This window comes from Ensifer sesbaniae, from assembly GCF_013283665.1.
GTDB classification, from domain to species: Bacteria; Pseudomonadota; Alphaproteobacteria; order Rhizobiales; family Rhizobiaceae; genus Ensifer; species Ensifer sesbaniae.
In genome coordinates, this window is sequence record NZ_JABEKU010000001.1 from 2,114,907 (window position 1) to 2,138,569 (window position 23,663).

At 64.2% G+C, this 23,663-nt stretch carries 17 protein-coding genes; 9 read left to right on the forward strand and 8 right to left on the reverse strand.

All coding sequences use genetic code 11. The features are described 5' to 3' along the window. Window positions 1–7 precede the first annotated feature (7 nt). Window positions 8–1,096, reverse strand: coding sequence for a recombinase RecA (gene recA / locus BHMPCIPO_RS10285; RefSeq protein ID WP_173516638.1), 1,089 nt, complete (start codon window positions 1,094–1,096; stop codon window positions 8–10). Window positions 1,097–1,417: 321 nt separating this feature from the next. On the opposite strand from recA, the gene BHMPCIPO_RS10290 reads away from it, so the two are divergent. Both BHMPCIPO_RS10290 and BHMPCIPO_RS10295 read left to right on the forward strand, forming a co-directional pair. Beyond that, window positions 1,418–2,365, forward strand: coding sequence for a carbohydrate kinase family protein (locus BHMPCIPO_RS10290; RefSeq protein ID WP_173516639.1), 948 nt, complete (start codon window positions 1,418–1,420; stop codon window positions 2,363–2,365). Between the two features lie 31 nt (window positions 2,366–2,396). Continuing rightward, window positions 2,397–3,326 (forward strand): pseudouridine-5'-phosphate glycosidase, encoded by a 930-nt coding sequence (locus tag BHMPCIPO_RS10295; protein WP_173516640.1) that lies wholly within the window; start codon window positions 2,397–2,399, stop codon window positions 3,324–3,326. 126 nt (window positions 3,327–3,452) lie between these two features. On the opposite strand, the gene cckA is transcribed toward BHMPCIPO_RS10295, so the two are convergent. Next, window positions 3,453–6,077: a cell cycle histidine kinase CckA gene (cckA, locus tag BHMPCIPO_RS10300; protein ID WP_173516641.1), complete on the reverse strand. Its 2,625-nt coding sequence runs from the start codon at window positions 6,075–6,077 to the stop codon at window positions 3,453–3,455. Between the two features lie 268 nt (window positions 6,078–6,345). Between cckA and BHMPCIPO_RS10305 the strand changes: the two genes are divergently transcribed. Next, window positions 6,346–7,332, forward strand: coding sequence for a flagellar biosynthetic protein FliO (locus tag BHMPCIPO_RS10305; protein ID WP_173516642.1), 987 nt, complete (start codon window positions 6,346–6,348; stop codon window positions 7,330–7,332). Between the two features lie 129 nt (window positions 7,333–7,461). On the opposite strand, the gene dksA is transcribed toward BHMPCIPO_RS10305, so the two are convergent. Next, window positions 7,462–7,881 carry an RNA polymerase-binding protein DksA gene (gene dksA / locus BHMPCIPO_RS10310; RefSeq protein WP_043614592.1) on the reverse strand — a complete coding sequence of 140 codons (420 nt, stop codon included), beginning with the start codon at window positions 7,879–7,881 and terminating at the stop codon, window positions 7,462–7,464. A gap of 435 nt (window positions 7,882–8,316) precedes the next feature. Here dksA and BHMPCIPO_RS10315 point away from each other — a divergent pair, with 435 nt between their 5' ends. The 4 genes from BHMPCIPO_RS10315 (at window position 8,317) to BHMPCIPO_RS10330 (ending at window position 12,309) form a co-directional block, all read left to right on the forward strand. Then, complete coding sequence (locus BHMPCIPO_RS10315; protein ID WP_173516643.1) at window positions 8,317–8,835, forward strand: SixA phosphatase family protein; 519 nt, start codon at window positions 8,317–8,319, stop codon at window positions 8,833–8,835. A gap of 130 nt (window positions 8,836–8,965) precedes the next feature. Continuing rightward, a complete protein-coding gene (locus BHMPCIPO_RS10320; RefSeq protein ID WP_173516644.1) occupies window positions 8,966–10,462 on the forward strand; it encodes a YcjX family GTP-binding protein in 1,497 nt (498 codons plus the stop codon). After that, a complete protein-coding gene (locus tag BHMPCIPO_RS10325; protein ID WP_173516645.1) occupies window positions 10,459–11,550 on the forward strand; it encodes a YcjF family protein in 1,092 nt (363 codons plus the stop codon). Before BHMPCIPO_RS10320 ends, BHMPCIPO_RS10325 begins: the two co-directional genes overlap by 4 nt. Window positions 11,551–11,757: 207 nt before the next feature. Further along, window positions 11,758–12,309: a hypothetical protein gene (locus BHMPCIPO_RS10330; protein ID WP_173516646.1), complete on the forward strand. Its 552-nt coding sequence runs from the start codon at window positions 11,758–11,760 to the stop codon at window positions 12,307–12,309. A gap of 87 nt (window positions 12,310–12,396) precedes the next feature. On the opposite strand, the gene folK is transcribed toward BHMPCIPO_RS10330, so the two are convergent. The 3 genes from folK to folP all read right to left on the reverse strand — a co-directional run bounded on the left by folK (window position 12,397) and on the right by folP (window position 14,257). Beyond that, on the reverse strand, window positions 12,397–12,921 hold the full coding sequence (gene folK / locus BHMPCIPO_RS10335) for a 2-amino-4-hydroxy-6-hydroxymethyldihydropteridine diphosphokinase (protein ID WP_173516647.1): 525 nt from the start codon (window positions 12,919–12,921) through the stop codon (window positions 12,397–12,399). Continuing rightward, window positions 12,911–13,279 (reverse strand): dihydroneopterin aldolase, encoded by a 369-nt coding sequence (folB, locus tag BHMPCIPO_RS10340; RefSeq protein ID WP_057248908.1) that lies wholly within the window; start codon window positions 13,277–13,279, stop codon window positions 12,911–12,913. The genes folK and folB overlap by 11 nt, the downstream gene beginning before the upstream one ends. Before the next feature lie 126 nt (window positions 13,280–13,405). Beyond that, on the reverse strand, window positions 13,406–14,257 hold the full coding sequence (gene folP, locus BHMPCIPO_RS10345; protein WP_173516648.1) for a dihydropteroate synthase: 852 nt from the start codon (window positions 14,255–14,257) through the stop codon (window positions 13,406–13,408). A 107-nt stretch (window positions 14,258–14,364) separates the two neighbouring features. On the opposite strand from folP, the gene BHMPCIPO_RS10350 reads away from it, so the two are divergent. Next, window positions 14,365–14,994: a DUF922 domain-containing Zn-dependent protease gene (locus tag BHMPCIPO_RS10350; protein ID WP_173516649.1), complete on the forward strand. Its 630-nt coding sequence runs from the start codon at window positions 14,365–14,367 to the stop codon at window positions 14,992–14,994. Window positions 14,995–15,529: 535 nt separating this feature from the next. Here BHMPCIPO_RS10350 and BHMPCIPO_RS10355 read toward each other — a convergent pair. Together BHMPCIPO_RS10355 and BHMPCIPO_RS10360 are read right to left on the reverse strand one after the other, a co-directional pair. Beyond that, on the reverse strand, window positions 15,530–15,850 hold the full coding sequence (locus BHMPCIPO_RS10355) for a 2Fe-2S iron-sulfur cluster-binding protein (protein WP_173516650.1): 321 nt from the start codon (window positions 15,848–15,850) through the stop codon (window positions 15,530–15,532). 227 nt (window positions 15,851–16,077) lie between these two features. Continuing rightward, window positions 16,078–16,446: an Hpt domain-containing protein gene (locus BHMPCIPO_RS10360; protein ID WP_173516651.1), complete on the reverse strand. Its 369-nt coding sequence runs from the start codon at window positions 16,444–16,446 to the stop codon at window positions 16,078–16,080. 538 nt (window positions 16,447–16,984) lie between these two features. Between BHMPCIPO_RS10360 and BHMPCIPO_RS10365 the strand changes: the two genes are divergently transcribed. Beyond that, window positions 16,985–23,629, forward strand: coding sequence for an apolipoprotein A-IV repeat region-like domain-containing protein (locus tag BHMPCIPO_RS10365; RefSeq protein ID WP_173516652.1), 6,645 nt, complete (start codon window positions 16,985–16,987; stop codon window positions 23,627–23,629). The last annotated feature ends 34 nt before the right edge of the window (window positions 23,630–23,663 follow it).

A 23,663-nucleotide genomic window follows, 5' to 3' on the forward strand; every position in this document is an offset into this window, starting at 1 on the left:
CAGCGGCTTACGCTTCGGGAGCCTCGTCGCCGTCGTCCGCTTCCGGGCCGCCGTTTTCGAGGAACCGATCGGCGATCAGGCCGGCGTTCTGGCGAAGCGCCATCTCGATCTCGCGGGCGAGATCCGGATTGTCGCGCAGGAACAGCTTGGCATTTTCACGGCCCTGGCCGAGGCGCTGGCTGTTGTAGGAGAACCAGGCGCCCGACTTCTCGACGATGCCGGCCTTGACGCCGAGGTCGACGAGTTCGCCGGTTTTCGATACGCCTTCACCATACATGATGTCGAATTCGACCTGCTTGAAGGGGGGCGCCATCTTGTTCTTGACGACCTTGACACGGGTCTGGTTGCCGACGACCTCTTCGCGCTCCTTGACCGAGCCGATGCGGCGGATGTCGAGGCGAACCGAAGCGTAGAACTTCAGCGCGTTGCCGCCGGTGGTGGTTTCCGGCGAACCGAACATAACGCCGATCTTCATGCGGATCTGGTTGATGAAGATGACCATGCAGTTCGACTTGGAGATCGAAGCGGTCAGCTTGCGCAGCGCCTGGCTCATCAGACGGGCCTGCATGCCCGGCAGGTTGTCGCCCATTTCGCCTTCGATTTCGGCGCGCGGCACGAGCGCTGCAACCGAGTCGACGACGAGAACGTCGATCGCGCCCGAGCGTACCAGCGTGTCGGTGATTTCCAGCGCCTGCTCACCGGTGTCCGGCTGCGAGATCAGGAGGTTTTCGAGATCGACGCCGAGCTTGCGGGCGTAAACCGGATCGAGCGCGTGTTCGGCGTCGACGAAGGCGCAGATGCCGCCCTTCTTCTGTGCTTCCGCGACGGTCTGCAACGCCAGCGTCGTCTTGCCCGAGCTTTCCGGGCCGTAGATTTCAATGATGCGGCCCTTCGGCAGGCCGCCAATGCCGAGCGCGATATCGAGGCTCAACGAACCCGTCGAGACGGTTTCGATCTCGATGATGCTGTCCTTCCCACCGAGCTTCATGATCGATCCCTTGCCGAACGACCGTTCGATCTGGGAAAGTGCCGCTTCAAGTGCCTTGCTTTTATCCACCGATTTGTCCTCTACGAGCCGCAAAGAGTTTTGTGCCATTTGGTCCACCTTTAGGTTATTGAAGCTACCGAGGCAATGAAGCCGCCGCAGGAGTTTTTGTACATGTTTTGTTCCGTATTTGCAAGCGCAGGGCAACGCATTGAAAAACAACCATTATCTTTGTTTCGTTCTTTTCATGTTCACGGATTGAAACCATAGGTTCTGAAATGCGCGCGCCACGCCTTCGAAGCTGCCCGGCGAGGCTGAGCCGATTCGCCTGAGACGGAGACGTCGGGCGCATCCGGCCCTTGGAATTCGCGCCTCGGCCATTGCAGAAAGCCAACAGATTTTTCGGCCGATGGGCCAAGCAGAGGAATATTCATGACGGAAGCTGAAATCGCCGTCTTCGGCGGCGCGCACATCGACAGGCGCGGCCGCATATCGGGCGCGACCGCACCGGGCTCCAGCAATCCCGGCACCTGGTTCGAGGAGGCCGGCGGCGGCGGCTTCAACGCGGCCCGCAACCTCGCTCGCCTTGGCCACGGGGTGCGTATGATCAGCACCCGCGGCGGCGATGCCGCCGGCGAGATGGTGACGGCGGCGGCCGCCGCTGCCGGCGTCATCGACAGCCCCCTCACCTTTCTCGATCGCCAGACGCCGAGCTACACGGCAATCCTCGAAAACGACGGCAACCTGGTCATCGCGCTCGCGGACATGGAGCTCTACCGGCTGTTTTCGCCGCGGCAGTTGCAGCGCCGCGCGTTCCGCGACGTCATCGCCGCGAGCAAGCTCGTGCTCACGGACGCCAACCTGCCGGAAGAAACGATCACGGCGCTCGCCCAGTCGGCCGCAGGCAACGGACGCCTCGTCGCCGGCATTGCCGTGTCGCCCGCCAAGGTCATCCGCTACCGGCCGTGCCTCCCGCATCTCTCGTTCCTGTTCATGAACGAAGCCGAGGCTCGGGCGCTGACCGGCAAGGATACGGCCGAGGCGGAGGAATGGCCGTCGTTGCTGAGAAACGCGGGTCTCAAGGGCGGTGTCGTGACGCGCGGCGGCCGCGCGGTCGTCGCTTTTGACGCCGATGGCGCCTGCGTCGCCGTTCCGCCGGCGCTCCCGGCACTTGCCGATGTCACCGGTGCAGGCGATGCGCTTGCCTCCGGCTTCCTTTCCGCGCGCCTCGCGGGCCGCAATCTTGCCGAGTGCCTGCGGCACGGCATCGCAGCCGCCGGAATCACGTTGCGCTCTCCCTTGGCCGCATCCGAAGAGATGTCCGCGGCCAATCTCGAACAGGCGCTGGCCCTTGTGTCCGCGCCCCAAATGCTGTCATGACACTTGCCAGCAGAACTCCCAAGGAACGACCATGACCAAACCCGCTTCTCCCTCCCTGCCGATGGAATTTTCCGACGAGGTCGCCGCCGCCAAGGCGCGTGGCGCGCCGATCGTGGCGCTGGAATCGACCATCATCACCCATGGCATGCCCTATCCGGGCAATCTGAACATGGCCCGCAGCGTCGAAGCGATCATCCGCGAACAGGGTGCCGTGCCGGCAACGATCGCCGTCATCCATGGCGTGCTGCACATCGGCCTCGATGACGCCAAGCTCGAAGAACTGGCGAAGACGCAAGGGGCGATGAAGGTCTCGCGCGCCGACCTCGCCTTCGCGATCGCCGAACGCCGCACCGGCGCGACCACCGTCGCCGCGACGATGATTGCAGCCGCCCGCGCCGGCATCCGCGTCTTTGCGACCGGCGGCATCGGCGGCGTGCACCGCGGAGCCGAACTCTCGTTCGACATCTCCGCCGACCTCGATGAGCTCGCCCGCACCGCCGTCATCGTCGTCTGCGCCGGCGCCAAGGCGATCCTCGACATTCCGAAGACGCTCGAAGTGCTCGAAACCCGCGGCGTCCCCGTCGTCACCTATGACAGCGAAATCTTCCCGGCCTTCTGGTCGCGCGATTCCGGCCTCAAGAGCCCGCTGATGCTGAACAGCCCGGCGGCGATCGCAAACTTCCAGAACATGCGCGAACTGCTCGGTGTCGACGGCGGCATGCTGGTCGCCAATCCGGTCCCGGCGGAAAGCGAAATCCCGCGCGAGGAAATGGAAATCTACATCGCCCGCGCGCTCGACAATGCCGAGAGCGACGAGATCACCGGCAAGGCCGTCACGCCTTACCTGCTCGACAATCTCTTCCACATGACCGAAGGCCGCAGCCTCGAGACCAACATCGCGCTGGTCGAGAACAATGCGCGCCTCGCCGGCGAGATCGCGGTCGCGTTGAACGCCAAGTAATTCCCCTCCGCAAAGACGCGGATAAATTGAAAAGCCCGGCACGCAAGCGCCGGGCTTTTACATTGGCGATTAACGGCGGGAGCACCCATCGATCCGGACCGTCTCCCTTGGATCTGCGGCCCTAATTCAGGAGTCCAGCATCTCGCGCACCGCGACCGCAAGCTGCTTCAGCGAGAACGGCTTCGGCAGGAATCCGAACTTCGCATCCGCCGGCAGGTTGCGGGCAAAGGCGTCCTCGGCATAGCCGGAGACGAAGATGAACTTCAGGTCCGGATACTTCTTTCTGAGTTCGCTCAGAAGCGTCGGCCCATCCATCTCCGGCATCACCACGTCGGAAACGACGATGTCGACCGCACCGTTGAGCTCATCCATGATATCGAGAGCCTCGACGCCGGAGCCGGCCTCGTAGACCGTGTAGCCGCGCGTTTCCAGCATGCGCTTGCCGCCGCGGCGCACCGCCTCCTCGTCCTCGACGAGCAGGACGACGGCTGAATCGCCCGTGAGATCGGCCGGCTCCTCGGCTTTTGCCGTCGGTGTCGCAACCGCCTGCGCCGCCGGCGCTGGCGCGGCCTGCGCCGCTGCGGTCGCCGCCTCGGTCTCTCCGACCGCTGCCGGCGCCTCGACGTAGCGCGGCAGCAGGATGCGGAAGGTGGTGCCTTTGCCGACTTCCGATTCCGGATAGATGTAGCCGCCCGACTGCTTGACGATGCCATAGACCATCGACAGGCCGAGACCCGTGCCCTTGCCGACTTCCTTGGTGGTGAAGAACGGCTCGAAGATCTTGTCGAGAATCTCCGGCGGGATGCCGGTCCCCTGGTCGGCGACCTCGACCATCACGAAATCTTCGTCCGGCAACTCGCGTCGTCCGAACGCCGCAACCTCGGCGGCAGGCAGGTTGCGGGTGCGAAGCGTGATCGTGCCGCCCTCGGGCATTGCGTCGCGGGCATTGACCGCCAAGTTCAAAAGCACCTGTTCGAACTGGCCGAGATCGGTCCTGACCGGCCAGAGATCGCGGCCGTACTCCACCTCGACCTTGACGTTGGTTCCAGTCATGCGGTCGACCAGCATGCGCAGGTCGCCGATGACGTCGGTCATGTTGAGCACCGTCGGCCGCATCGTCTGCTTGCGCGAGAAGGCGAGCAGCTGCCGCACGAGAACCGCGGCGCGGTTGGCATTGCGCTTGATCTCCATGAGATCGGCAAAGCTCGGATCTGCCGGACGGGCCGACAGAAGCAGGTGGTCGGACGAGAGCAGGATCGCCGTCAGCACGTTGTTGAAATCGTGCGCGATGCCGCCGGCGAGCGTGCCCACGGCGTTCATCTTCTGGGTCTGCGCCATCTGGTTCTCGAGCGCCTTCTGCTCGGTGATTTCAAGCGCATAGATGATCGCCGCTTCCTCCGGCGACTGATCGCTCTGGTCGATCACGGCATTGACGTAGAAGCGGAAGTGACGCTCTCCGTCCGTCGGGTGCAGCGCATCGATCGGCGCGATGTCGCCCTGCCGATCCTTCGCGGCTGCCAGCGCCTCGTGCAGGCGACCCTTCTCGTTCTCGTGCACCACGGCCTCGATCAGCGCTCCGCGCTCGACGTCGTCCTGCGAGACGAGGCCGGAGAAGAGCTTCAGGAACGGCGCATTGGTGCGCAGGATCCGGCCATTGCCGTCGACGGAGGCGATCGCCATCGGCGTGTTGTTGAAGAAGCGGGTGAAGCGCATGGCCGCGCTGGACGCCGATTGCTCGCTGTCCTCGCCGCCTTCGCGCGACATCACGATGGTGCGGCTTTCGCCAGGCGCGCCGTCGCGCGTCGAGGAGACGCGGTGGATCATGCGCACCGGCAGGCTCTGCCCGTTCATCTTGCGCAGATCGAGGTCGAGCATCTTCGTCTTCTTCAGGCCGGGCTCGGCCTGTACGGCCTGGACGAGCGTCAGCCCCTCGCCGGCCACCAGGTCGCCGATGCTGATCGAGCCCGGCTGGAACTTGGTCAGGTCGATACCGAGCCAATCGGCCAACGTGGCATTGATGTAGAAGATCTCGCCCTTGCGCCCGGCGGAGAAGAAGCCGGCCGGCGCGTGGTCGAGATAATCGATCGCGTTCTGCAATTCCTTGAAGAAGCGCTCCTGATCGTCGCGCTCAGCGGTGATGTCGGCGATCTGCCAGAGATAGAGCGGATTGCGTGCGTTATCTTCGAGCGGCAGCACCCGCGCCTTCAAGCGGAACCAATGGGCACCGGAACCGCTGGAGGTGGTGGTCGCCAGCGGCTTCAGCAGGCGAAATTCCTCATGCCCCTGCTTGCCCTCGTGCAGACCGTTGGTCAGCCGGTAGATCGCCTCCGTCGCCTCGCGGTTGCGCGACAGGATGGTTTCGAGCGACTGGATGCCGGCTGCACTCTTGGCGCCTGTCAGAGCGCCGTAGGCGGCGTTGGCATAGATGATCCGGCCCTTGCGATCGGTGACGATGGTGCCGTCCTCATGCGCGTCGAGAAAAGCGCGCGCCAGTTCGTCCGGGCGCGACTGCGGCATGACCTCGATGAAACCGATCACGGAGGAGACGAGGAAGAAGATGCCGACCATGGCAAGAACGCCGAGGATGCCGAGAACGATCTCGTTGTCCATCTCGTTCTTGAAGATCACGAAGGCGATGGCCGATACGGTGAGGACGATCGCGAGCAGAACGATCCGCAGCACGGTGCCCGGCCTGACGCCACGGTCAACAACCGGCATCTGGTAGTCGCCTGACTGCCGCAATTTCGTCATCGGGTCCTCTTATGCGGCCGGCGCCGCGCGCGGGCGCGGCCCAGCCCTTCCGGCCGGCATCCGCAAGATCCGCCGGGCGAAATCGGCCATTCCCGACACGCCCTCGATCACTCGGACAAGAATCATCTTTAACAATCAGAGATAACAGCAAAAAGCACCTCGGCGGAAGCATTGCGGCCAATTCACAGGGAATGTCGGCGAAGTCCTTGTCCGAGCCCGAAAAAAGCCGTCAAATACTGGCACTCGAAAGGCAGAAGGAGTTCAGTCCATGATGGAAACGATCATCGCCGACAACGGCAGCCGGTTCGTCATCGCCGCCGCGGCCGTCGCGATCGGGCTTCTCTGCCTCGTGGTCGTCCTCTGGATCATGCGCAACCGCCCCTCCTCGCCCTTCATTCGCGGCGGCAAGAACCGCCAGCCCCGGCTTGCCGTGCTCGACGCCGCCGCCGTCGACACCCGCCGCCGTCTGGTCCTCGTGCGCCGCGACGATGTCGAACACCTGATCATGATCGGTGGTCCGACGGATATCGTCATCGAGAGCCGGATCGGGAGCGCCGAAGAGCGTGCGCCCATTGCAGAACGCAAAATTGCGGAGCCGAAGGGAGTGGAGAGTCGACCGGAAGCCAGGGAGCTTCCGCAGCAAACGGCACCTTCGCTTCAATCCGAACCCGTCGCCGCGGCCACGCCGGTGCAGCCCGTTGCCCGACCGCAGGAGCAGCAACCGGCCACCCGTGTCGAGCCGGCCGCGCCGCCACGCATCGTCGCCGAGCAGCGTCCGCTGGCGGCCCCCGGGTTGACAGCCGAACAGCGTCCGCTTGTCCGTCCGTCCGTGCAGCCGGCTCAGGAGAGCCCGGCCGCGGCGGCCGCTTCGGCACCCCAGGCAAACTTCGACGTATCCCTGGACAGGCCCATTGCAGCGGCCCAGCAGGTCCCGCCGCAGCCAATCCCGTCGCAGCCGGTGCAGGTGCAGCGCCCAGCCCCCTCCGTCCAACAGCCGCAGCCGGCGCCGACGGCCGGCCTCACGGACTTCGAGCGCCTGCTTGATGCGGAGATCAGCGGCGACCTCCAGCGCCTTGGCCAGGGCCCGGCTGCCGCCTTGGGCATGGTCGCCCCGGAGAGCCGCTCCCTGACGCCATCCGGCCGGCAGGAGCCGACGCTTGGCACGCCCGGTGCCGACGCCGGCCGCAGGGAACCGACCATCGAAGAAGAGATGAACCGCATGCTGGCCGATATCTCCGCCGGCCGGAAACCGTAGCTTTCGCTCTCAGGGGTGACGCCGTTCGACATCGCGCGAAAACGTCCGCCCCTGGCATGCTTTCGGACCAAATAAAAAGGCGCGGTTTGACCCGCGCCTTTTTTCAGACAGTTCCGAAAGCCGGATATCTTATTCGTCCCGGTAGACCTTTTCCCGACGCTCGTGGCGCTCCTGCGCCTCGATCGACAGGGTTGCGATTGGGCGTGCATCCAGCCGCTTCAGGCCGATCGGCTCACCGGTTTCCTCGCAATAGCCATAGGTGCCTTCGTCGAGCCGTTGCAGCGCCGCATCGATCTTGGAGATCAGCTTGCGCTGGCGGTCACGGGCCCTGAGCTCAATTGCCCGATCTGTTTCGGAAGAAGCTCTGTCTGCGAGATCGGGATGATTGGCGCTCTCCTCCGCCAAGTGATCCAGTGTCTCGCGTGCCTCGCGAAGGATGTCGTTTTTCCAAGCGTTCAACTTGGCCCGGAAATACGCCCGGTGATTGGCATTCATGAATTCCTCGTCCTCCGAGAGGACAAAGGTACTAAGATCGATCTTCTCACTCAACGCGATTCTCCTGAAGAACATCTCATTGCGGCGGTGTATAGACCTATGGAAGCCGTGATTCAAGCCTCGGAACAGACACTCAACGGTATTTTAATATTGCTCGCGATTCAGGCTAACTGACGAATATTTCATCAAAATTACACATTGGAACTTGATTTCCTGCTTGCGCGCACCGTTGCGTTCGGCGGACCTCGCTGAAAAGTGAGACTGATGTGTTTGCGTCATTGGATCGTCTGATCGCGACCGCGGCAAAGCGCAGCAGCGCGCCGATCCCCGGAAAAAAGCGGCCGGCAGCTTGATCTTTGCGATCCCTGCGGGAAAAGGTGAAGGTCGGCCGGACGACGCGAAAGCTGCCCAGCCAACCACATTCGACCCCTGTCGCTACAATTCGACCCCTGTCGCTACAAGCAGCAGGCAGCCACCGGAACCCGCTCGATGCAAGACAGCGCCCCCAAGGTCCTTCGCCTCTACCTGCTGCGACACGCGCGCTCCGGCTGGGCTTTGCCCGGGCAACGGGACTTCGACCGGGCGCTGGACGATGTCGGCTACGTCGATGCGGAACGGCTCGCACAGATTGCCGCCGACCGGGGTATCCGCCCTGAACGTATCCTCTGCTCCACGGCCGTGCGCTGCCGCGAGACCGCCGAACCGTTCTTTCGCACCGTCAGCGAAAACCTCGATATCCGCTATATCGACGCGCTCTATTCGGGTCCGATGAGCGTCTATTTCGATCTCATCGACGCTCATCGGCATCTGAATTCCCTGATGCTCGTGGGGCACAATCCGATGATCGAGCAATTGCTTCACCGCCTGATCGGCGACGACGCCGCGCATGAGGCAATGCCCCATGGCTATCCGCCGGCGGGGCTCTCGATCCTCGATCTGCCGGCAGTCGCGCCGGAAGACGGCATTGAGACCGCGACACTGGTCTCGATCCTGCTACCGAACCAATAGAAGATTTGCCACGCCTCGTTGCGGGCGGGGAAATATTGCCTATATCGCGGTGGCTGCCTGCGTGCGACAGTTCTGCCGGACGACGGCGGAAGATCGACCTTCGGACATACGCCGCAAGAAAGAGCAAGATTTGGCGCCTAACCTGACCAGCTTCAAAGACGACGCCCTGATTGCGCTCGACAATCTGGCCGACCGAGCCTCCGGCCTCGTCAACCCCTCCATCCGCCTCGGCGTCACCGGCCTGTCGCGCTCCGGCAAGACCGTTTTCATCTCGTCGCTGGTGCACAATCTGCTGAACGGCGGACGCCTGCCAGTGTTCGAGCCGGTGCGCTCCGGGCGCGTTTCGAAGGTCAGGCTCGAGCCGCAGCCGGATGATGCCGTCCCGCGCTTCCAATACGAGGATCATATTGCCGCGCTGGTCCGCGATCGCATCTGGCCGGATTCGACCCGCGCCATTTCGCAACTGCGCATCACGCTCGACTATGAGAGCGCCAGCGGCTGGAATCGACTGTTCTCGCCGGGCCGCCTATCGCTCGATATCGTCGATTACCCCGGTGAATGGCTGCTCGACCTGCCGCTGCTGGCGCAGGATTTCCGCACGTTCAGCAACAACGCCGTGGCGCGCGCCCGCGCCGCCAGCCGGAGCACCTTTTCGGCGGAATGGCTGACGCTGGCCTCTTCCGCAGGGTCGACGGCCATTGCCGACGAGGCGAGCGCCCGCCGGCTTGCCGAGAGCTTCACCGGCTATCTCAGGGCCTGCAAGGCGGACGAACGGTCCCCCTCGACCCTGCCACCTGGTCGTTTCCTCATGCCGGGCGATCTCGAAGGGTCGCCGGCGCTCACCTTCTCGCCACTTCCCGATCTTCCCGACGGACGCGCGCCCAAGGGTTCGCTCTGGGCGATGATGGAGCGGCGCTACGAGGCCTACAAGAAACACGTGGTCAGCCCGTTCTTCCGCGAGCACTTCGCACGGCTCGACCGCCAGATCGTGCTGGTCGACGCGCTGCAGGCAATCAACAACGGCCCGGAGGCGCTGCTCGATCTCGAACAGGCGCTGGCCGACGTGCTCGCCTGCTTCCGCCCGGGGACCAACAACTGGCTCTCGTCTTTCCTGACGCGCCGGATCGACAAGGTGCTGATCGCCGCAACCAAGGCGGATCATCTCCACCACGAAAGCCACGACCGTCTGGAGCGCATCGCCGCGCGCCTGGTCGATCGCGCGGCCGAGAGCATCGGCATGAGTGGCGCCGGCCTCGAGGTCATGGCGCTCGCCTCGGTCAGGGCGACCCGGGAAGCAACCGTCAACCACGACGGCCATACGCTGCCGGTCATCGTCGGCACGCCGATCGCCGGTGAGAAGATCAACGGCGAAATCTTTGACGGCGAAAAGAAAACTGCGATATTTCCCGGTGACTTGCCGGAAGATCCTGAAGTGCTGTTCAAAGCAATCGAGATGCAGTCGGGCGGGACTACCTTCGTCGAAAGCGCCCACCCGCTGCCGGAGCTCAGCTTCGTTCGCTTCCGTCCGCCGCATCTCGAAGAAACCAGTGGCGGCTTAAAGCTGTCGGTACCGCATATCCGCCTCGACCGGGCCATGCAATTTCTGTTCGGAGACCGGCTCGCATGAGTGACGATAGCAATGACCGCCGCCGCCGACCCGGTGCCTTTTCGGTTGGAGAGGAGAAGCCCGTTCAGCCCGGCCCTCAGACACGCGCGCCGCGTTCGCCCGCGAGCTTCGACGACAACGTCGTGCTGACGCCCGATGCGGAAGACCCGTTCCGCGAGACCACGCTGGTGGTCGAGGCACTGACGCTCCCGGAGGCGGCCCCGCGCAAGCGCCGTCTGTCGGTCGGCAAGATCGCGATCGGCGCCCTCGGCATCATCCTGTCGCTTGCCGCCGGCCTGTGGGTCGACCGGCTGCTGCGCGATCTCTTCACCCGTGCTGACTGGCTTGGCTACGCCGCCCTCGCGGTCGTCGTCATCGGCCTCCTCGCCCTATTGATCGTCGTCATCCGGGAGCTTTCCGGCATGATGCAGCTTACCGCGATCCAGAAGCTGAAAGCGGAAACGGTGACTGCGGCGACTTCCGGCAATACCAAGCTCGCACGGTCGGCGCAGACCAAGCTCGCGCATCTGCTGGCCGCCAATCCGCGAACGGCACGCGGCCGCACGCGACTGAAGGAGACCGAGGGCGAGATCATCGATGGACCGCATCTGATCGAGCTTACCGAGCGCGAGCTCTTGAGCCCGCTCGACCGCGAGGCGCGCCGTCTCATCCTTGCCGCCTCCAAGCGCGTCTCGATCGTCACGGCGGTCAGCCCACGCGCCCTCGTCGACCTTGGATATGTGCTCTACGAATCCGCGCGCCTGATCCGCGCCATGGCCGAGCTCTACGGCGGCCGCCCCGGCACCCTCGGCCTGCTGCGGCTGATGCGCGACGTCATCGCCCACCTTGCCGTCACCGGCTCGATCGCCGCCGGCGACAGCCTCATCCAGCAGGTGCTTGGGCACGGCCTCGCCTCGAAGCTCTCGGCGCGTCTTGGCGAAGGCGTCATCAACGGCCTGATGACCGCGCGCATCGGCATAGCGGCCATGGATCTCTGCCGTCCCATGCCGTTCCGCGCTTTGAAACGCCCGGGTATCGGCGACTTTCTCGCCGACTTGAGTTCCGGCGCCGGGCGCGCCGGCAGCGAAGGCGGCGATCGATTCGCTTGAACCGCCTTCCTGGCCTTCCGCCGGAGTCCTGAAGCCGGTTTGCGGAAAACGTGCGGCGGCTGGCCTTGGTGGGCCCGAAAGCTCGGTGCATAATCGGCGTCACGGCCACAAAGTTGCCTTGATAGCCACCGTCTGGAAACGCTCCATTAACCATTTCCGCGCAAATGTGGCTTTCAGTTTCGGACGTTGACCCATCAAGGATCGTTTATGTTCTCGCGCCCTTCTTTGATCGCCCGCGGCACTGCCGCCATCGCGCTTGCAGCCGCCGTCGGCGCTGCGACGCCAGCCTTTTCCGGCGTCAAGGACAAGGCCTTCTTCGAGAAGGTCGCCGGCCAGTGGAAAGGCCCGGGCGAGATCGTCGCCGGCAAATACAAGGGCACCAAGTTCACCTGCGACCTCTCGGGCGAACCGGTCGCCGGTGACGATACCGGCATCAAGCTCGACGGTTTCTGCCGCGTCGGCGTGTTCAAGCAGCCGATGTCGGCGCTGATCACCAGCAAGGGCAACAGCTATACGGGCAAGTTTCTCGACGGCGCCGAGGGCAAGGGTCTCGATATCGTTTCCGGCAACGTCGCCAAGGACAAGGTCGTCGTCGGCATCAACCGCAAGAAGCTGAACGGCGCCATGATCGCCCGCCTTCAGGACGACCAGACGATGAACATCACCATCTCCGTCAAGGTCGAGGAGACGATGGTCCCGGTTATCGGCGTCAGCCTCAATCGCCAGGTCGACACGATCGCTGTCGGCTCGATCAAGTAGTTCCGGACACAGCCAAGCGACAAAGCCCCGGTCGTCTTCGCCGGGGCTTTGCTGTTTCGGGAAAGCTCCTCGGCTGAACGGAATTGATCAGGACTTGGCACGCCACCAGGTCATGTCGCCATCGGCGACCTCGATGCCGGTCACATCCGCCCCACGCAGCCAGTCGCTAACCGTGCGTCCGCGAACCGGCATGTCGGCGGCGATATCGGCGAGCGGCTTCAGCACAAAGCCTCGGTCCGTCATCCTGGGATGCGGCAGTTCCAGTCGTGTCTCCGCCTGAGCCACACCTTCATAGGTCAGCACGTCGATATCCAGCGTGCGCGGTCCCCAGCGCTCGTCACGCACCCGCTTCATCGAACGCTCGATGTCGAGACAGGTGTCGAGCAAAGCCTCAGGCTCCAAAGTCGTGCCGACCGCGGCGCAGGCGTTGAAGAACCACGCCTGGTCGGTCTTGCCCCATGGCGGCGTGCGGTAGAGCCGCGAGACGGCCTTGACGACGCAGTCGGCGCGCTGATCGAGCGCCTGAAGCGCCGCTGCCATGGCCTTGCGCGGATCCCCAAGGTTGCCGCCAAGCCCGAGTGTGGCGACCCGCCACTCGGGCTCAGACGACATGTTCGACCGTCACTTCGACATAGTCGAGCACGCCGGGTACGGGCGCGTTCGGCTTGCGGATCGAAACCTTGGCGCGCTTGATCTGCGGGAAGCGTACGCAGAGCGTCTTTGCGACTTCCAGCGCCAGCGCCTCGATCAGGTAGCGGCGGCGCCCCGTGACGATGCGCTCGATCTCCTGGAAGGCGATGCCATAGTGGACGGTGTCTTCGATCGAATCATCGACGAGCGCCGTTCCCTGCTCGACTTCGAGCTCGGCGTCCACGAAGAAGCGCTGCCCGAGGAGCTCTTCTTCGTCAAAGACGCCGTGGCGCGCGAAGAAGGCACAGTTCTTGAGAGTGATCGTGTACGTCGGGCTCATGCTTCTCCGTCCCATCGGCTATTCTGGGATCACGCTGGTTTTGGGTCGAGTCGACCTAAAATCGTGACGTAATCTATTCTGGTAATTTGCACGCGGATGCGGGCGAAGGGCCGCATGCGCTTGTCCTCATCCCGCTCTGGCCATCAGCATAGCATCGGTCATGGCCAGCGCATCCCTGCTGTTTGCGACATCATGTACACGGAAAATCGAGGCGCCCGCAGCCCGCAGCAGCGCCGTAGTCGCCGCCGTTGCCACATCCCGGTCGGCCGCCTCACGTCCGCTCACCGCTCCAATGAAGCGCTTGCGGGACGTTCCGACCAGGAACGGACGTCCGAAACGGTGCAATTCGGCAAATCGCGCCATCAGTTCGAGGTTCTCGTCCGTATCCTTGGCAAAGCCGAATCCCGGGTCCAGCACGATCTGCTCGCCCTTCACGCCGGCTTCAGCCGCGATCTGCAGCGATCGATCGAGGAAGTGGAACTGATCGTCGATCACATCGGCGAGCTTCTGCCTGTCGCGCCCGGTATGCATGATGCAGAGCCCCGCGCCGGTATCCGCGGCAACGGCAGCGATATCCGGCTCGCGCTGAAGACCGTGCACGTCGTTGACGATGTGCGCGCCGGCTTCGACCGCCAGCCGCGCCGTCGAGGCCCGGTAGGTATCGACCGAGATCAGCGCATCGGTATCGCGGCTCAGCGCCGAGATCACCGGCAGGATACGTCCCTGCTCCTCCTCAGCGCTGACCGCCGCCGCGTCCGGCCGCGTCGATTCACCGCCGATATCGAGGATCAATGCGCCCTCCTGCAGGCAGCGCACGCCCTGCGCCACCGCTGCAACAGCATCGATGAAACGTCCGCCATCGGAGAAAGAATCCGGGGTAACATTGACGATCGCCATCAAAACGCCACGCGGCCCGAGTTCGAGGCTGCGCCCATGCGCCAGCTTCCAGCTAAATTTCTGAAATGGACTGTAAGTCATTTTCCCTCACGATCCGTCCTCGGCCGAGAGCCCTCGATTTGCTGTTGCGCCGGTCGTGGCTATGCCTCAAGCTTGATCGAAGTTCAACTGAAGAGAACCACGCATTGATGTCCCGAGTACGCGTCCCGCTCAAAGCCGCCCTCCTCGCTCTCCTGGTCGCCGCTCCCCTCAGCGCTGCGTCGGGCGAAACCGTGATCAACAAGAGCTTTTCCTATTTCTCGATCGGTGGGCGCACTGCGGAGGAACTCGACAAGGCGCTCTCGGCCAGTGGCCCGATGATGAAAGCCACCGGCGCGCGTCATCCGGGCGCCACCCGTATCAAGTTCGGAGGCTCCATCACTTACGTCAGTCGCGGCGGCCGTTGTGCAGTTGGCTCGGCACGGGTGACGCTCAGCACCCGCATCATCCTGCCGCGCTGGAAATATCGACGCCAGGCCGGCCGGGATCTGGCTCTGGTTTGGGATACGCTTTCGAGCGACATCAAGCGCCATGAGGAGCGGCACGCGGAAATCGCCCGCAACCACGCCCGCCGCATGGAGAAGGCGTTCCTGGCCCTGAAGCCGGAAGCGGATTGCGAACGCATGCAGGCGACCGTCGCGCGTGTCAGTGTCACGGCAATCGAAGCGCACGACAAGGATCAGGCGCGCTTCGATCGCACCGAAGCTGCGAATTTCGACAAGCGCATGATCCGGCTACTGCAATACCGGCTCGAAGCGCTGAAGAAAACGCAACAATAGGTAGCCGCGCCCCGCCCCTGAAGAAGAGCCTGACTATAGTCGGGCCCGACGTGATTTCAGTGGCAATACCCACAGTATTTTATTGGTGAAATATAACGATGGCTGCCGGCCGCCGACTCATCTATATTGAAACCATGGAGCGAGGGGCCAGGCTAAAGACTAGCCTCCGCCGAACGATCGGGTTAAGCGCGGCGCAGTAGTTGTGCGAAGAGCTTAATTGTTGCCGTTACTTTAGTTTAGGCGACGTTGTTCAATATTAAAAAGAAGAAAACCGAACAGCGGGGCCAAAATGGGTTCTCCTGGCGTGTCTTGGTGCTGCAGATGTCCCCTCCCTCATCTGTTAGCGATGCGCCCTCCTCGCCTCGCTTGTCCAACGACCGGCGAGGCGCTTTTTTTTGCGCATCAATCATGAATTGGAAAGGCGGCGCTGGGCGGCATGAAGCGCATGTCGCGTACGAGTACGCAGCCGTCTTGCGACGACGACATGCGAAGCATCAATAACGCAAGGCGCAAACCCGAAAGATCGCGGCGCGTTTTAGGCCTGGCGCTCCGGCACATGCACGACGAGACCGTCGAGTGCATCGTTCATCTTGATCTGACAGGAAAGCCGCGACGTCGGCCGCACGTCATAGGCAAAATCCAGCATGTCTTCCTCCATGGCTTCCGGAGCGCCGACGGCAGCCGCCCAGGCGTCGTCGACATAGACATGACAGGTCGCGCAGGCGCAGGCTCCGCCGCATTCGGCTTCGATGCCGGGAACCGAATTGCGAACGGCGTTCTCCATGACCGTCGAGCCGTTTTCGACATCAAGTTCATGGCGCGCGCCGTCAAAGGCAACGATCGTAAGTTTTGTCATGTCTCTTTCCGGAATGAACTGCTGGGACTGGCAAGGCGCAAAGCCTCTTCAGGACGCACGCCGCTCGGGCGCAAATTCAGTGAAAGTTCTTCCAACAAATCCGCCGGTCAGTCAACAACGGCCGTCAGTCCGCGCCTCGCGCGCCAAAGGCGCGAGGCCGCAATCTTGAAATGGGGTGGCGGTTGGGATGCGTTCTCCGCTTCCGCTCGCCCCATTGGGCCACTGGATTAGCGGCAAAGCTTCAATATGAAGAGCTCGGCCTCGAGCACAGCGGCCGAAAGCGCGTCGTAAAGCGATGTGTCTGCCGGGTTTTGCTCGATCGCGCCGGCAATGCTGGCGACGTCGACGGCGCCAACTGCAAGCGCCGCACCCTTCAGCCGATGGGCGGCCTGAGCGCGAAGCGTGCTCTTGCCCTCCACGATCTCTTTCATGACCTGGCGCGCCTGGCGCGCAAAAAGCTGCAGCACTTCGATTTCGAGCGCCTTGTCACCCATCGTCTGTGCCGCAAGATGGACGAAGTCGATCGGCTTCCTGCCGGCAGCGGCAGAGTTTCCCGGGGTGTCCGGAGCTTCAAAGGCAATCCTGAGGGCCGCCATGAGCCAAATTCCCTATTGTTTATTGTATGTTGATCTTGTTTTCGGTGCCGCCATGTCGCAGCCACCTACACGCGCAAACTCAGATACTCATCCTTTGCGGGTGCGGGCTGCTATCAGCTTAAATCGGGGCGCAATATGGGCAGGAATCTGGGAAAATGGTTAATGGCCATTAAACCGGCTGATTTCCTTATATTTTCTGGCTTTGGCACCGTTATCGCATTAAGATTTCATTAGGATTTTAACTAAGCCCGAGCGCTCTTAATTGTAAGAACCCAGCTAATGTGTCACTACGATACGCTTAGGAACTTGCCTACGTGCGAAAATGGCAACCGTTCCGGTGGATAAGCTCAACGCGTGGTCCCTTTCGGCCACAAATGTGACTATCCGTCGAGGCAATGCAGTGTGTGATCAGTAGGGTATTGCGTAGATCCGATGCGCGTATCTTGCCGTCACAGCCCGCGAGGAAGAAATCCGGCCGCCCGTTGTGCGCGAGCGCTGGCAGTGTTGTCGCTGGCAAAAGGTAATGAGGCGTATCCCTATGGCGACGAAAAAGAGCAATGAGTCAATCGACGAAAAGGCCTTCCAGGCTTTGGAAGCTGCCCTGAAGATCGATTTCGACGAGCTTAACTCGAGCCCGAACGACAAGACTTCCTTGGATGATCCGGAGGAAAATGTGTCTCAGCCCGGCAATCAGGCGCATGCGCCCGATCAGAACAAAAGAGCAAAGTCTCATCCGGAGCCATCCCGCGCCGCGCGTGCTGCCGAAGCGGCCAAAACGCTCGCCCCGGAACCTGCGCCGAAATCCCCCGCCCTTTCCGCCGCCAACGACGACGGTCGTCGCTCTCCGGCTGCGATGCTGCGCGCGCTTGACGTGCGCTCCAATCGCGCCGCGATCCGGGTTGCCGCGCTGGTGTCGGTCATCTGGGCCATCGCCGGCCTCGGCATTGCCAACCTGCTCTATGGGCCGCAAATCTGGCAGATCCGCTCGCTGAGCGATCTCGCCGCGACGCCGGGCGCCATTGGCGTCGCGATCGGCATCCTGCTGCCGGTCATGCTCTTCTTCTCCTTCGCCATCATGATCGCCCGTGCGCAGGAACTGCGCAACGCCGCCCGGTCCATGACCGAGGTCGCGCTGCGCCTCGCCGAGCCCGAAACGGCTGCAGCCGATCGCGTGATGACCGTCGGCCAGGCCGTTCGCCGCGAAGTGTCGGCCATGAACGAGGGGATCGAGCGCACCATCGCGCGCGCCACCGAGCTCGAAACGCTGGTGCATTCGGAAGTCAACGCGCTCGAGCGCAGCTACAGCGAAAACGAACTGCGCGTCCGCACGCTGGTCCAGGAACTCGGCCTCGAGCGCGAAGCGATCATCGGTCACTCGGAGCGTATCCGCTCGGCGATATCGGGCGCCCACAGCAAGCTGAAGGACGACCTGGAACAGGCGAGCGACGACATCGCCTCGCGCATTGCCATTTCGGGCGAAGCCTTCGCCTCGCTGATCGACACGCGCGCCGCAGCCCTCAGCGAAAAATCCGACAGCGCCCTGCAGTCGATCGGCACCATGCTGTCGTCCCGCACCGATGCGCTGCTTTCCGGCCTGACGGCGGCCGGCCTTGGTCTCAGCACCGAATTCGATACCCGGCTTGACCAGTTGAGCGAGACGCTGACCAAGCGCGGCGAAGACCTGCTCAGCCAGTTCGAGACACGCGCCTCCTCGCTCGACGCCAGCACCGAACGGCTGAACGCGGCGCTCAACGACCGTGCGCGCCAACTCAACGAGACGCTGATCGCCCGCACCCGTGACCTCAATGAAAGCCTCAGCGTCGGCCAGCAGGCGATCACCGGCGGTCTCGATGACGTCCTCGCGTCACTGAACGCCACGCTCGACGAAAAAGGCGCAAGCTTCCGCCAGAGCCTGCGCTCCAGCGCCGACGATGCGATCATGGATCTGGACCTGCGCGGCGGCTTCTTCGAAGAGAAGCTGCAGACCACCGTCGGCCAGCTCGCGACCGCCTTCGACGAGCGCTTCCACGAGTTTGCTTCCGCCTTCGACAAGCGCGCCAGCATGCTCGACACCAAACTCATGGAGAGCCTGCACCGCATCAACGAGACCGTCTCCGGCGGCTCGGAAGCGATCGGCGGCGCGCTCGACAGCAGCATCGAGAAGATCGGCTCTGCCCTCTCCGATCAGTCGCTGACGCTGGCGACCACGCTTGGCGCGACCCAGGACTTCATCGAGGAGACGATCGCCAGCCGCACCTCGGAACTCAGCAATCTGGTCGGCGATGCCCACAGCCGCATCGATGCCGTTCTCTCCGAGAAGACCAGCGGCCTCATGGGCGCCCTCTCCCAGGCGCAGGAGCGCATCGAAAACGGCTTCGGCCAGCGCGCCGACGCGCTTGCCAGCGCGCTCACCAGCAGCGAACAGCGCCTGACCGAGGGGCTGGACACCCGCACCGCCGCCTTCGTTGACGGCCTGCATGCCGCTCATGCCCGCATCGAACAGACGCTCAGCGGCTCGACCGACGAGATCACCAGCGCGATCGCTGCCAGCCAGCACCGCCTGGACAACACGCTGTCCGAGCGCACGCTCGCCCTTTCGACTATCCTGTCCATGGGCGCCGACTCGATCGACAACGCCGTCAGCGGCACGGCCGATCGGCTGGAGCGCGTCCTGTCCGAACGTGGCGAGGCGATCTCCGAAGCGCTCACGAGCCAGACCTCGGCCCTCGATGGCGTTCTTGCCGAACGTGCCGCCGCCATCACCTCGACGATGTCGTCGCGCGCCAATGAAATGGCCAACACGCTGAGCCGCCACGCCGAAGACGTGGCCGACAGCCTGACGTTCCGCGCGACCGCCGTTGCCGAAACCATGACCGACCGCGTCGGCGATATCGAGCAGAAGCTCTCCGAGAGCGTCAACACGATCGCCGAAAACCTCGGCGGCCGCGTCAGCCAGATCTCCGACACCCTCACCCAGACGAGCGCCCGCATCGCCGAGGACCTCAGCGGCCGTGTCGGCAAGATCTCCGACACGCTGACCGAGACCAGTGCGCAGATCGCCGATGCCCTGACGGCACGCACGACCGAAGCGACCGCTTCGCTCGCCGGCAAGGCAGCCGAAATCGAGCAGACGCTGAGCGGCCGCGCCGAGCACCTGCGCGATACCCTGTCGTCGACGCACGAACAGATCCGCGCCACGCTGGACGACCGCATCGACGCCATCAACCTCGCGGTCGGCCAGGGCCGCGACCAGCTCGAAGGCATGCTGGCCGATCAGTCGACCGCAATCGCCACGACGCTGGCCACCAGCGCCAGCATGCTCGAAATGTCGCTGGATGAGCGCCAGTCCGCGCTTGCCGGCGTCATCGACCGCAGCGGTGAAGCGCTCGAAGCCCGCATGCGCTCGACAACCGGCAATATTGCCGAGCGCCTGGCCGAAACCGCCAATCAGATCAGCCTGGCGGCCGACAGCCTGACCAACCGCGTCGACATGTCGATCAACGGCATCAACGACCGCCTCGACGACACCGGCCTGCGCATCGAGACGAGCCTTGGCGCCCTCGAGGAGCGCATGCGCGAAAGCGCCGGCAACATCGGCTCGATCGTCGACGAAACGGGCATGCATATCGAAACCCGCGTCGGTGTGCTCGAAGATCGCATTCGCAACACCGTCGGCAATGTCGGCACGGTCGTCGACGACACTGGCGCCCGCATCGAAAGCAATCTCGGCGCGCTTGAAAACCGCATCCGCGGCAGCGTTGCCAATGTCGGCTCCGTCGTCGACGATGCCGCGGCCCGCGTCGAAAGCGGCCTCAATGCGCTGGAAGATCGGATCCGTGGCAGCGTCAGCAGTGTCGGTTCGGTCGTCGGCGACACCGGCACCCTCATCGAAAACAGCCTTGGTGCGCTGCAGGATCGCATCCGCGGCAGCGTCAACGACGTCAACGCCCTGGTCGACGATACCGGCCTGCGCCTGGAAGTCAGCCTCAGCTCGCTCGAGGAACGCGTCCGCGACAGCGTCGGCAGCGTCAACGAGATCGTCGATGGCGCCGGCCAGCGGATCGCCAACAGCCTCGGCGACCGGGCGGGCGACATCGATCGCATGAGCCAAATGGCGGCCAGCCGGATCACCGGCGCCATCGAAGCCGGTGCCGAGCACATTGCCGAGCGCCTCGGCACCATGGATCGTGCCCTCAACATCGGCCTTGAAAACGTCAACCGGACGATCGAGGGCAAGGCCGCCGTGCTCGTCAGCAGCCTGCGCGGTGCGGTCAGCGAAGCAACGCAGAACCTGGACGCGGAAGCCTCCCGCCTCGAAGGCAAGACCAGCGATCTCGTCAGCAACCTGCGCAGCGCCGTCGGTGACGTGGCCCAGGAGTTCGACGCGGAAGCCGTCCGCATCGAGGACAAGGCCGCCGGTCTCGTCACCACGCTTCGTGGCGCGGTCGGCGATGTTGCCCAGGAACTCGACGCAGAAGCCGCGCGCTTTGAAGGCAAGGCTGCAGGCCTTGCAACCACGCTTCGCGGCGCGGTCGGCGAGGTCGCCCAGGAACTCGACGCAGAAGCCGCACGCATCGAAGGCAAGGCTGCAGGCCTCGCGACCACGCTTCGCGGCGCCGTCAGCGATGTCGCTCGGGAGATCGACGCGGAAGCGGCGCGCTCGGCCGAGCTCCTCTCCAAGGCCGGCGACGATTTCGCCTCGGCGCTTGCCGCTCGCCAGGCCGAGTTTGCCAACACGATCGACCAGACGGCAGCGGCCACCGCCGCCCGCCATGCGGAGCTTGCCAATACGATCGAGCAGAAGGCTGCTGCCAGCGCAGCACGTCACGCCGATCTTGCCCGTTCGATCGCCGACGCGGCCGATACTGCAACGGCACGGCTCGCGGCCACGCACAGCCAGATCGCCAGCCACGCCGACAACATTCAGCAGGGCCTCGCCAACACCGAGAAGGCGCTCGAAGCCCGTGGCGAAGCGATCCGCAACACGCTCGACGACCGCACCCGCGAGCTCAACTCGATGCTCGCCGGCCGTTCGCTGGAGCTGTCGCGCCTGATCGACGAGCAGGCCCGCCCCGTCATCGACCAATATGCCGCGACCGGCCGCGAGGCCGCCGAGCGCATTGCCGCCGTGACCCAGGAAAGCGCCGATCGTCTGCGTGCGGAAAACGCCGCCCTCGTCAACGCCATCGCCGAGCGCACCGGCGAAACGCTGAATGCGATCTCGCACCGGGCCGAAGAAACGGCAAAGGCGATGAAGATGGTCGAGAACCGTCTGCAGTCGACCGCCATGGGCCTGATCGACCAGCTCGCCAACAACAACGCCGCGATCGCCACGGTCATCGACCAGGCGAGCAGCAACCTCGGCGAAATGGACCAGCGTCTGGAATCGACGATCGCCCGCGTGTCGGAATCGACCCGTCAGGCCTCCGACATGCTGTCGACCTCGACCCGCCTCATCGAAGGCAAGGTCGACAAGCTGTCCGACATGTCCGCCTCAACCCTGTCGCAGATCGGCGGCATCGTCGGCCGCTTCGAGGATCACTCGAAGGTGCTGAGCCAGGCCTCCGACCTGCTTGGCGCTGCCCAGTCGAACCTCGTCAGCACGCTCGAGGAACGTCAGGATGCGCTGCGCACCCTTTCGGTGGGCCTCGTCCAGCGCTCGGAAGAGATCGAACGGACCATGCGTGCGCTCGAAGGCTTCGTCGATGGCGCCTTCCAGCGCGCAGAAGAGCGTTCGGGCCTCGTTGCCGGCAACCTGCGCAGCGGTATCCAGCAATCCTTCTCGGATGTCGGTCGCCTGCTGACCAGCGCCGAACAGCGCGCCGCCGAAGCGGCCGAAGCGATGCGCAACACGCTCGCCCAGGCAGGTGACGAAGCCGGTGCGTCGGTCGAGCAGGTCTTCAGCCGAGCCGAGGAGCGCTCGCGCCAGATCGCCGATACGCTTCGCTCCGGCGTCGAGACCTCGTTTGCCGACGTCAACAAGACGCTCTCTTCGGTCGAGGGCCGTGCGCTCGGCGCTTCGGAAGCCCTGCGCCAGGCGATCGCCAAGATCGGCGAAGATGCCGGTGCGTCGATCGAAGGCGCCTTCGCCAATGCCGAGGAACGCTCCAAGGAAGTGGCCTCGCGCCTGCGCGGCAGCGTCGCGGCCTCGGTGTCCGACATCGAGCGCATGCTCGCCGAGAGCGGCAAGAAGTCCGACGGCGTGGCAGGCCAACTGCGCGACGCGGTTCGCGTGGCGATCGACGAGGCGATTGGCCGCTTCAGCGGTGCCACCGACGAAATCCGTCGCTCGGCCGGCGAGATCCGCAAGGAACTCGACATGACCCGCGAAGAACTGAAGCGCGGTGCCTTCGACCTGCCGGAAGAGGCGAAGGAAAACGCGGCGGTCATGCGTCGCGCCGTCGGCGAACAGATCAAGGCGCTGCAGGAACTGTCCGACATCATCGGCAAGTCCTCGACGCAGCTCGAAGTGGCTCAGCCGCTGCGCCAGCAGCCCCCCGCTCCGGTCTCTCGTCCGGTGCAGCAGCAGCCTGCGCCCCAGCCGGTCGTCCAGGCTCAGCCGGTCGCTCAGCCTCAGCCGGTCGCTCAACAGCCCGTCGTGCAGCAGCCAGCCCGGCAGGAACCGGCCCCGGCACTGCGCGGTAGCCTCGGCATCGAGCAGCCGGCCATTCGCCAGCCCGCTCCGTCGCAGGCGGTGACCAGCGAGGTTGCAGAAGGTGGTGGCTGGATGCGCGATCTGCTGCGTGCGGCATCGCGCGAAGAGGCCCCCTCGCCGGCGCCGCAACGCCCGGCCGAAGCGCAGCCTGCGGCCCGCACCGGCGACAGCCGCAATCCGCGCCACGTCGTCGAGTCGCTGAACTCGCTGTCGGTCGACATCGCCCGCGCCATCGATCACGATGCCTCGGTCGAACTGTGGCGCCGTTACCAGCGCGGCGAGCGCGACGTCTTCACCCGTCGCCTCTACACGCTGAAGGGCCAGCAGACCTTTGACGAGATCAAGCGCAAGTACGACCGCGAGCCGGAGTTCCGCACCGCCGTCGACCGCTACATCGCCGACTTCGAGAAGCTGCTCGCCGACGTTGCCCGCAACGACCCGGACAAGCGCATCACCCAGACCTACCTGACGTCGGATACCGGCAAGGTCTACACGATGCTCGCCCACGCCGCCGGCCGCTTCAGCTAACCGGCGGAAATCAAAGGAATCTCGCGAACGGCCC

Bases quoted from the DNA above. Each gene is read 5' to 3' on its own strand.
- BHMPCIPO_RS10355 (WP_173516650.1), bottom strand. From the start codon at position 15,850: ATGACAAAACTTACGATCGTTGCCTTTGACGGCGCGCGCCATGAACTT.
- folK (WP_173516647.1), bottom strand. From the start codon at position 12,921: ATGTCGTCTGAGCCCGAGTGGCGGGTCGCCACACTCGGGCTTGGCGGC.
- BHMPCIPO_RS10365 (WP_173516652.1), top strand. From the start codon at position 16,985: ATGGCGACGAAAAAGAGCAATGAGTCAATCGACGAAAAGGCCTTCCAG.
- BHMPCIPO_RS10305 (WP_173516642.1), top strand. From the start codon at position 6,346: ATGATGGAAACGATCATCGCCGACAACGGCAGCCGGTTCGTCATCGCC.
- BHMPCIPO_RS10360 (WP_173516651.1), bottom strand. From the start codon at position 16,446: ATGGCGGCCCTCAGGATTGCCTTTGAAGCTCCGGACACCCCGGGAAAC.
- BHMPCIPO_RS10325 (WP_173516645.1), top strand. From the start codon at position 10,459: ATGAGTGACGATAGCAATGACCGCCGCCGCCGACCCGGTGCCTTTTCG.
- BHMPCIPO_RS10330 (WP_173516646.1), top strand. From the start codon at position 11,758: ATGTTCTCGCGCCCTTCTTTGATCGCCCGCGGCACTGCCGCCATCGCG.
- BHMPCIPO_RS10315 (WP_173516643.1), top strand. From the start codon at position 8,317: ATGCAAGACAGCGCCCCCAAGGTCCTTCGCCTCTACCTGCTGCGACAC.
- folP (WP_173516648.1), bottom strand. From the start codon at position 14,257: ATGACTTACAGTCCATTTCAGAAATTTAGCTGGAAGCTGGCGCATGGG.
- BHMPCIPO_RS10290 (WP_173516639.1), top strand. From the start codon at position 1,418: ATGACGGAAGCTGAAATCGCCGTCTTCGGCGGCGCGCACATCGACAGG.
- BHMPCIPO_RS10350 (WP_173516649.1), top strand. From the start codon at position 14,365: ATGTCCCGAGTACGCGTCCCGCTCAAAGCCGCCCTCCTCGCTCTCCTG.
- BHMPCIPO_RS10295 (WP_173516640.1), top strand. From the start codon at position 2,397: ATGACCAAACCCGCTTCTCCCTCCCTGCCGATGGAATTTTCCGACGAG.
- cckA (WP_173516641.1), bottom strand. From the start codon at position 6,077: ATGACGAAATTGCGGCAGTCAGGCGACTACCAGATGCCGGTTGTTGAC.
- folB (WP_057248908.1), bottom strand. From the start codon at position 13,279: ATGAGCCCGACGTACACGATCACTCTCAAGAACTGTGCCTTCTTCGCG.
- recA (WP_173516638.1), bottom strand. From the start codon at position 1,096: ATGGCACAAAACTCTTTGCGGCTCGTAGAGGACAAATCGGTGGATAAA.